General features: G+C 75.0%; 6 protein-coding genes and 1 tRNA gene. 2 read left to right on the top strand and 5 right to left on the bottom strand.

Annotated elements, in window-relative coordinates; genetic code table 11:
- Positions 1-1920, bottom strand: a 1920-nt coding sequence (locus tag DEI84_RS10925) for a YgcG family protein (RefSeq protein ID WP_110890840.1), incomplete at its 3' end; no start/stop codon positions are given.
- Positions 1921-2143: 223 nt separating this feature from the next.
- On the opposite strand from DEI84_RS10925, the gene DEI84_RS10920 reads away from it, so the two are divergent.
- Positions 2144-2347, top strand: a complete 204-nt coding sequence (locus DEI84_RS10920; RefSeq protein WP_110825128.1) for a hypothetical protein — start codon at positions 2144-2146, stop codon at positions 2345-2347.
- A gap of 93 nt (positions 2348-2440) precedes the next feature.
- Positions 2441-3142, top strand: coding sequence for a 4'-phosphopantetheinyl transferase superfamily protein (locus DEI84_RS10915; protein ID WP_110890839.1), 702 nt, complete (start codon positions 2441-2443; stop codon positions 3140-3142).
- Here DEI84_RS10915 and DEI84_RS10910 read toward each other — a convergent pair.
- The 4 genes from DEI84_RS10910 to DEI84_RS10895 all read right to left on the bottom strand — a co-directional run bounded on the left by DEI84_RS10910 (position 3139) and on the right by DEI84_RS10895 (position 9450).
- Entirely contained in the window at positions 3139-4455 is a 1317-nt protein-coding gene (locus tag DEI84_RS10910) for a M1 family metallopeptidase (protein ID WP_110890848.1), read from the bottom strand. The genes DEI84_RS10915 and DEI84_RS10910 overlap by 4 nt on opposite strands.
- Before the next feature lie 8 nt (positions 4456-4463).
- The gene (locus DEI84_RS10905; protein ID WP_110890838.1) at positions 4464-8450 is read right to left on the bottom strand and encodes a Pls/PosA family non-ribosomal peptide synthetase; all 3987 of its coding nucleotides are present in this window, start codon (positions 8448-8450) and stop codon (positions 4464-4466) included.
- Positions 8451-8666: 216 nt separating this feature from the next.
- Positions 8667-8738 (bottom strand) — tRNA-Arg (locus DEI84_RS10900).
- Between the two features lie 130 nt (positions 8739-8868).
- A complete protein-coding gene (locus DEI84_RS10895) occupies positions 8869-9450 on the bottom strand; it encodes a hypothetical protein (RefSeq protein ID WP_110890837.1) in 582 nt (193 codons plus the stop codon).
- Positions 9451-9475 lie beyond the last annotated feature (25 nt).

Raw genomic sequence — 9475 nt, 5'->3', positions numbered from 1 at the left:
AGATGTGTATAAGAGACAGCCGCCGAGCAGTCCGCCGAGGACGAGACCGGTGACGAGTCCGCCGAGCTGCGGGCCGCCGCGACCGCCGCCCATGCCGCCCATGCCGCCGCCGGGCCACCCGGTGGTGTCGTCGTTCGCCTCGTCGATGGCGGCCGCCGCGTACTGCTCCGCGGCACGGGCGGCCTGCAGTGCCCGCTGCGGGTCGGTGGTGGCGAGGTCGAGCGCGTCGTCGAAGACCCGCTCGGCCTCGGACAGGCGGGTGCGTGCGGCGGGGCCGACGGCTCCGCGGTGCACGGTGATGAACTCGCGCGCCTGGCCGATCCGGGAGCGGGCGTCCCGGAGGGCGGCGTCGAGGGCCTGGGTCGCGCGACGATGCTGCTCCTCGGCGGTGCGGGCGGTCGCGAGGGCGGCGTCGATGTCCGTGTTCGCCTTCGTGAGCGCATCGACCGCCCCGACGGGGTCACGCGGGTCGACGTCGGCACGGAGGACCCGCTGCGCCCGCGCGACCGCGGCCGCGAGGTCGGGGCCGCCGGTGCGGAGGGTGGCGGCCGCGGCGACGTCGCCCTCGATGTCGGCGCGCATCGCCTCGGCACGCTCGGCGGCGTCGGCGAAGGTGCGCTCCGCTGCCCTGACGGCGCCGGTGAGCTGCTGCACCTGGGCCAGCGCGTGCTGCCCGTCCCGGACCGCGACGACGGCCTCGCCCCGGTCGCCCGCGGCGAGCGCCGTCCGAGCGGCACCGGCACGCTCGTCGGCGTACGCGAGCACCTGCTCGGCCTGGTCGACGTTGTCGGCGACGGTCGCGAGCGTCCGACCGGTGTACGCCGTCCGGACGCGCTCCAGCGCCGCACGGGCCGCGGCCACGGCGGCGGGAGCGGTCCCGAGAGCGGCGGTCAGCTCGGCGGCGGCGGTGTCGACGCCCGCTTCGAGCGAGCGCAGCTGGTCGAACGACTCGGTCTGCGACTCGATGGCCGCGTGCGCCTGCTCGCAGATGGCGATGATCTGGTTCGCCCACTCGGCGCGCTCCTGCGGCGTGTCCGGGACCTCGTCGTCGAGCTGCTGCTGGAGGGCGAAGGCCTTGCGGACCTCGCGCTTGGCGATCGACACGGTCTCGGCGAACGGGGTGGCGGCGTCCTCGCCGAACTGCGCCGCCGCGAAGCCGACCTCTTGTTCGGCCGTGCGCAGTTCGTCGTCGATCGTGACGAGGGCCCCATCGGCGCGTCGCTGGAGTTCGGCGAGGGACTGCTCCTGCTCGCGCCGGGCCGCGACGGTGCGCCGCCGGTTGCGGGCCCGGATGACGAGGACGGCGACGACCGCGGCCAGGACGGCGACACCGAGCAGCACCCACAGCCAGGTGAGATCGGCGGGCTGCTGGCTCTGCTGGAGTCCGCCGGCGAAGGCCGTCGCCGCGGCGGCCCAGTCGCCCTGCTTGAGGCGGGGGAGCAGGTCGCCGTCGACCGCGCGCTCGACGTCGCTCGAGGTGATCGCCGTCTCGTTGGTCTGCTGGACGTCGTAGTTCCGCTCGTCGACCGCGACGGAGAGCAGGATGCTGTCCGTCTCGATCTGGTTCTGCTGCATGGTCGCGGCACCCCAGGCGGTGTGGTCGCTCGGGTCGGTGAAGGACGGCACGAAGACGACGAACAGCTGTGTCTGCGTCTCCTGGTACAGGTCCTGCACGGCCTGCTCGACGTCGGCCTGCTGGGCGTCGGTGAGGGCGTCCGCGTCGTCGAGGACGTACGCGCCCCTGAGGTCGACCGGCTCGGTGGCGTGCGCGGCCGGGACCGGGGCGACGACGAGCAGCGCGGCGACGGTGGCGGCGGCCGCGCCCGCCAGCAGACGCGCGAGCAGGGGACGTGGCGCCGCGTCGTCCCGGGCAGGCACCCCCGTCGACCCGGAGTCCGCCCTGACCTCGACCGTGCGCATCCGTCCTCCGTCCGTGGCCCTCGTCCAGCTGGTCCGTGGCCGTCGTCCGGAGTCTAGCCAGGCACCTCCTGGACGGGCCGGGGCTGTGGAGCGGGAGAGGGGGCCGGCGCCGGTTGTACCCCACCGGGATCGATCGGGGCCCGCACACAGTGGACAGTGCTGCGGGCATGTCCCCCGAAACGGGGTAGGGTGAGGGCGAGCCAATGAAGGAAGGGGAGCAGCAATGGAGCGAGCGACCACCGCAGAAGTCGTCCCACTCGAGGACGGGTACCACCGCGTGTCCACGCCGGCGAGCGGCGTGATCGGGTTCGTGCGTGAGCGTGACGGACGGTACGAGGTCCTCCGCGGACGCGTGCGTCAGGCGACCCGGTCCGAGGGCCGGTACGCGACGATGAACGTCGCACTCATCGCCCTCACCCACGCCTGACCCGCAGGACGACAGCACGGCCCCGGTCGGTCCCGACCGGGGCCGTCGTCGTGCCCGCACCGGCCGTCCCACTGCGGACCGTAGGCTGCTCGCGTGGGTGAGTCGGGCCTCCAGACCGTGTCGGTGCGGGTGGCCGCCGCAGGGGCGTCGCGAACGGCCGACCGGGAGGCCCTGGTCGCGTTCGTCGCCGAGGTCACCCGATCGGACCCGGCCCTGGTCTCCGTGCAGCAGCGCTGTCCACACTGCGGTGCTGCGGACCACGGTCGGCCGGGAGCCCGGGTCGACGGTCGTCCGGTCGGCGTCGGTCTGGCGCGGACCTCGGGGATCGTCGTCCTCGCCGTCGGGCCGGCGTCGCTCGGTGTCGACGTCGAGCGGGCGTCCCGGGTGACGGCGGCCCCGCTCGACGCCTTCACCGCGGGGGAGCGGCACCGCGCGGTCGCGTCCGGACCGGAGTGCGCGGGGGTGCACCTCACCGCGTGCTGGACGGTGAAGGAGGCGGTGCTGAAGCGTGACGGACGGGGGCTCCGGGTCGATCCCGCACGCGTGGAGGCCGTCCTCGGACGAGTCGGCGACGGGCAGGTGGACCGCGCGCGGTTCGACGGGATGGAGCAGCTCGTCACGGTCGTCGTGCTCGACGCGGACCTGGTCGTGGCCGTCGCCGCGGGCGGTGCTCCGGTCCGGGTCGAGGACCTCCGTGGACCGGGACCCCAGGACGGCGGGGACACCGGGACGACGCCGACGCCGCGACGGCACGGGCGCCAGGGCGGCGCCGTGTCAGGGCGGCGCCGGGGCTAGGGCAGCGGGGGGACGCCCGGTTCGTCGATCCAGGGTCCGATCGCGCGCAGCACGTGCGCGGGGTCGGTACCGGCGGCCGTCGCGAACGCGCCCACGACGTCCGGCGTCGTCACCGTGCCGTGGTGGTGCCGTCCGGTCACCGTGCGGAGGCCGTCGGTGAAGGCGGCGTCGCCGATCGTCCGTCGCAGGGCGTGCAGGGCGAGCGCGCCGCGCTTGTAGACGCGGTCGTCGAACAGGTCCCGGGCGCCGGGGTCCGCGACGACGAGGTCCTCCGGCTGGTCGAGCAGCCCGGCACGGTACGTCGCCGCCAGGTCGTCCGCGGTGGGGCCGCCGCGGTGCTCGGACCAGAGCCACTCGGCGTAGCAGGCGAAGCCCTCGTGCAGCCAGATGTCGCGCCACACGCCGAGCGTCACCGAGTTGCCGAACCACTGGTGCGCCAGCTCGTGGGCGATGAGCCGGTCGGTGCCGTGCTCCCCGTCGACGTGGTTCCGCCCGAAGACCGCGAGGCCGTGCGCCTCGAGCGGGATCTCGAGCTCGTCGTCGGTCACCACGACGCCGTACTCGGCGAACGGGTACGGCCCGAACCGGTCGGTGAACAGGGCGATCATGTCGGGCACCTGGCCGAAGTCCGTCCTCACGGCGGCGGTCAGGTCGGACGGGTGGTGCACGGTGACCGGCACGGCACCGCCGCGCAGCTTCGTCGCGCGGTACCGACCGATCTGCACGGTGGCCAGGTAGGTCGCCATCGGCTCGGTGACGGCGTAGGTCCAGCGCGTGCCACGAGCAGTGCGCTCCCGGCCGAGCAGCGCGCCGTTCGCGATGACCTCGTACCCCGCTTCGCACGTCACCTCGATGCGGTACGTCGCCTTGTCGTCGGGGCGGTCGTTGCAGGGGAACCACGACGGTGCGCCGACGGGCTGGCTCGCGACGATCACGCCGTCGGTCAGTTCCTCCCAGCCGAGCGTGCCCCAGGGGCTCCGGAGTGGTCGGGGTGCGCCGCGGTACCGCACGTGCACCGTGAACTCGTCGCCGGCAGCGATCGGTGCGGCGGGTGTCACGGTCGTCTTGTGGGTCCCGACCGAGACCTTCTTCGCGCGCACGCCGTCGACGTCGACCCGGTCGACGCTCAGCCCGTGCAGGTCGAGCACGACCTTCTCGAGCGGCTCGTCGGCGGTCGCGCTGATCGTCGCGGTCGCGTCGAGCCGGTTCGTGGCGACGCGGTAGTCGAGTCGCAGGTCGTGGTGGCGGGTCGTCCACCGCCGGTCGCCGCTGTGCGGGGTGTACGGGTCGGCGGTGGGGTCGGTCTGCTTCACGGTGCCGGTCAGTCTGCCACGGCGCCGACCGGCCCCGGGTGCTCGGCGCGCTCGCCGGACCCACTGGCGTCGCGTGGTCCGTCGGCGTCGCCGGACCCGCTCGCCCCGTCGTGCCCGGTGGTGGACGCCGCGGTGCGCCACGGCGGGTGCTCCCACGGGCTGATCGGGTTGCCGGCCCAGAGCGTGCCGCCCGGGACCTGCTCGCCGCGCATCACGAGCGAGGCGGGCCCGACGGTCGCTCCCGGGCCGATGCCGGCGGCGGGCAGGACCACACCGTGCGGCCCGAGCGTCGCGCCGGCGTCGAGCGTCACGGTGTCGAGCTGCATGACGCGGTCGTGGAACAGGTGCGTCTGCACCACGGTGCCGCGGGCGACGGTCGCCCCGTCGCCGATCGTGACGAGGTCGGCCTCCGGCAGCCAGTAGGTCTCGCACCAGACGCCGCGGCCGATCGTCGCACCGAGGCTCCGCAACCACGCCGCCAGGGCCGGGGTGCCGATGGCCTGCTCGGCGAACCAGGGGCGTGCGACGGTCTCGACGAAGGTGTCCTGCACCTCGTTGCGCCAGACGAACGACGACCAGAGCGGGTGCTCGGTGGCGGTGATGCGCCCGACGAAGGCCCACTTCGCCACGGTCGAGACGGCCGCCGCGACCGCACCGGCGGCGATGAGGACCGGGCCGGCGAGCAGCACCGTCCAGCCGAGCCCCACCGTGGTCCACAGGGCCAGGAAGGTGGCGGCGACGGCCACCCCGATCGCGGCGGACACCATGGGTGCCACGAGACGCAGCACCTCCCACGCGCCGCGGGCGACCTTCAGCCGGGTCGGCGGCCGGAACGTGCGCTCCTCGTCGAACTGCGCCGCCGCCCGTCGGAGCCGGACCGGGGGACTGCCGAGCCACGAGGACCCGCGCTTGGCCTTCTTCGGCACGGCGGACAGCACCGCGACGAGGGCCTCGCGCGGCACCGACCGACCGGCGCCGGTCATGCCGCTGTTGCCGAGGAACGCCCGGCGGCCCACCTTCGACCGACCGATCCTCACCCGACCGCCGCCGAGCTCGTAGGTGGCGACCATGGTGTCGTCGGCCAGGAACGCCCCGGACGCGATCTGTGTCAGCGCGGGGATGAGCAGCACGGTGGAGATCTCGGTGTCCCGGCCGACCCGGGCGCCGAGCAGGCGGAGCCAGAGCGGGGTGACGAGGCTCGCGTACAGCGGGAACAGCAGCGTGCGGGCAGCGTCGAGGACCCGTTCGGTGCACCACACCTGCCACCCGGTCCGGGACCGCACGGGGTGCCGACCCTCGACGAGCCCGAGCCCGAGCAGCCGGACCGCGGCGACGACGAGGCCCGCGTACACGAGGCCCGCGACGACCGTGGCGAGCGGCACGCTCAGCAGCGTGGGGCCGACCGCGGCCCCGAGCGAGGTCGGGCGCCCGACGACGAGCGCCGCGACGGCCAGTCCGGCAGTGACGCCGACGACGGGGAGCCCGGCGACGGCGACCGACCCGGCCCCGTACGCGAGCAGCCACCGCTTCGGGGACGCGGGGCGGGCCTCCCGGCCGTGGCGTGCCGACCCGATGCGCTCGGCCGGCGAGCCCGCCCAGCGCTCACCCGCCGGGACCGCGCCGGCCACCGCCGAGCCGGCCTCGACCTCGGCGCCGTCGCCCACGTGTGCTCCGGGCATCAGGGTCGAGCGGCTGTGCACGACCGCGTCCGTGCCGACGTGCACGGGACCCAGGCGGAACACGTCGCCGTCCACCCAGTGTCCGGCGAGGTCCACCTCGGGCTCCACTGCGGCGCGCTTCCCGATCGTGAGCATCCCGGTGACCGGCGGCAGCGTGTGCAGGTCGACGTCCCGGCCGATCCTCGCACCGAGGGCCCGGGCGTAGTAGCTGATCCACGGGGCACCCGCGGTCGACGGACCGTCCACGGCCTCCGCGATCCGTTCCGCGAGCCAGACCCGGACGTGCACCGAGCCGCCGCGCGGGTGGTCGCCGGGACGGACCCCGGCCAGGAGCAGGCGGGCGGCGACGACCGTGATCGTCATCTTGCCGGCCGGCGTGACGAACAGCACGAGGGCGATCACCAGGAGCGGCCACGGCAGCACGGGCAGGAACGGCATCGTGGTGGCGTGCAGCACCGCCGCGACGAGTGCCGTCCAGCTCAGCAGGCGCAGCCCACGGAGCACCTGGAGCGGCAGGCCGAGCACCGTCAGGAGCAGCCCGGTGCGCGGCGGCACCGGCCGGACGTCCCGTCGTGCCGCCGCCACCGGCCCGGACGCGTCGAGCGCTGCCGCGAGTGCGCCGATCCGCGGGTGGTCGTAGACGTCGGCCACGGTGGTCGTGGGGTAGCGCTCGCGGATCGCCGACACGAGCTGCGCGGCGGTCAGGGAGCCGCCGCCGTGCGCGAAGAAGTCGTCGTCGACGTCGGCGACCGGGACACCGAGGATCGCCGACCACCGCTCGGCGATCCACGCGACGGTCGGCGGCAGGTCCGTCCCGATCGCGCCCTCGAGGGGCCACGGCAGCGCCGCCCGGTCGACCTTGCCGGACGTCCGCGTCGGCAGGGAGTCGACGACGGCGAGGAGCGGCACGAGCGCGGCGGGCAGTTCCTCGCGGAGACGGGTGTTCGCCGCGGCCGTGTCGACGACCGCGCCGGCGACCGGGGCGACGTAGCCGACGAGCACCTGGTTGCCCGCCGGGGTGCGCTGCACGACCGCGGCACCCGCGGCGACGTCGTCGAGGGACTGCAGGGCCGCGTCGATCTCGCCGAGTTCGATGCGCCGGCCGCCCAGCTTCACCTGGTCGTCGGCGCGACCCTGGAAGACGAGCCCCTCGGGGTCGTACCGGACCAGGTCGCCGCTCCGGTACGCCCGCTCCCACCCGAGCTGCGGGAAGGGCGCGTACTTCTCGGCGTCCTTCGCCGGGTCGAGGTACCGGCCGAGGCCGACGCCCCCGATGACGAGTTCGCCGACCTGCCCCGGCGCGACGCGCTGCCCCTCGGCGTCGACGACCGCGAGGTCCCACCCGTCGAGCGGCAGGCCGATCCGCACCGGGGTGCTGCCGTCGAGCAGGGCACCACACGCGACGACCGTCGCCTCGGTCGGGCCGTACGTGTTCCACACCTCGCGGTCCCGGGACGCGATGCGGGCGGCGAGCTCCGGCGGGCAGGCCTCACCGCCGAAGATCACCAGCCGCACGGACTCGAGCGCGTCGTCGGGCCACAGTGCCGCGAGCGTGGGGACGGTCGAGACGACGGTGATGCCGTGCGCGATGAGCCACGGGCCGAGGTCGACCCCGCTCTTCACGAGCGACCGGGGCGCCGGCACGAGGCAGGCACCGTGTCCCCAGGCGAGCCACATCTCCTCGCACGAGGCGTCGAACGCCACGCTGAGGCCCGCGAGCACCCGGTCGTCCGGACCGAGCGGCGCGGCCTGCAGGAACATCCGGGCCTCGGCGTCGACGAAGGCCGCGGCGGAGCGGTGGGTGACGGCCACGCCCTTCGGCACGCCGGTGGACCCCGACGTGAAGATGACCCACGCGTCGTCCTCGGTCGTGGGCGCCTCGGCGCTCGCCGCGGGGTCGGTGACCGGCAGCGGAGCGCCCTGGCGGTCGCGGAGCACACCGCCGGCACCGATGACGCCGACCACCCGTGCTTCGCCGAAGACGAGGGTGGCGCGTTCCTCGGGGTCGTCGGCGTCGACGGGGACGTAGGCGGCGCCGGCGGCGAGGACGGCGAGGATCGACACGGACAGGTCCCGGCCACCGGAGGGGATGCGGATCCCGACCCGGTCGCCGCGTCGGACGCCGTGGCGGGCGAGGTCGGCGGCGCGCTCCTGCACGAGGGCGAGGAGGCCGCGGTAGTCGAGCGCACCCTCCGGCGTCTCGAGGGCGAGGGCGTCGGGGTGTGCCTCGGCGGTGGCGGTGAGGACGTCGAGCAGGGTCCTGGCCGGTGCGGCGCGGTCCCCGCGGTCGAGTTCCTGCTGCGTGGAGGTCGTCACGCCGCGTGATCCTAGGGCCCGGAGGTGTCCTGCTCGGGAACGCACGTGGCCGCGACCACGGAGGGTCGCCGCGGCGGACGTCGTGCTGGTGCCCACGGGGGAAGGTGCCCGCAGCGGACGTCGTGCTGGTGCCCACGGGGGAAGGTCGCCGCAGGCGACGTCGCGCGCTGCCGACCGAGCGCAGCGAGGACGACAGCTTGCGCGGGGATGTGACTGTGCCCCCAGGAGGATTCGAACCTCCGCCCCTGCCTCCGGAGGGCAGTGCTCTATCCCCTGAGCTATGGGGGCCCGGGGTGTCACCAACCGTAGCAGGTCCGCGCCCGCCTCCTGAACGCCGGTGCGCCTCCCCGGGCGTGCCGTGTCGGACGGGAGGCCCCGCACCGGTCCGACACGGGCCTCCCGTCCGCCGTGGCGCCGGTCAGGGTGTCGGCGACCCGGTCGGCGCAGTCGCGTCCGGCGCGACCGCGTGCCGGACGGCGTCGACGACGGGCTGGGCGGTCCCGGGCTCGGTGAAGAGCGTCGAGCTGGTGTGGATCCAGTACGGACCGGCGAAGGCGTCGGCACGACCGGTGCCGGAGCGGAGGGAGTAGTAGCCCTCCACCGTGTACGTGGGGACGGACCCGCCCTGCGCGAAGAGGGCGTCCTCGAGCTGTGTGATCTGCGCCGCGGGCAGGTGTGCCACGGCGACGGTCACGGTGACGTCCTCGTCCGCGGTGGACCGCCAGGTGCACACGCGACCGTCCTGGCCGGCGATCTGCGCGACGGCCGAACCCGATGCGGGACGCGGTGTCCGCACCCGCTCGAAATCCCGCCCGTAGACGGTGAACGTCGTCGCCGGCACGAGCTCGTCGCAGTCCTGCGGCACCGGACGGCCGACGCTCCCGGTGGTGGGGGAGGCGGAAGGGGCACCACCGCTCGTGCCCGAGCAGGCCGCGAGCACGAGCGCGGTGGGGACGACGAGTGCGGCGAGGCCGGACGCCCGGAGGCTGCGGGAGGTCATGACGGACCATGATGCTGCATCCCTC

The sequence above is a fragment of the Curtobacterium sp. MCBD17_023 genome (assembly GCF_003224415.1).
GTDB lineage: Bacteria > Actinomycetota > Actinomycetes > Actinomycetales > Microbacteriaceae > Curtobacterium.
Note: the sequence above shows the minus strand (reverse complement) of the source record. Positions and strands in the feature narration are given on the sequence as shown.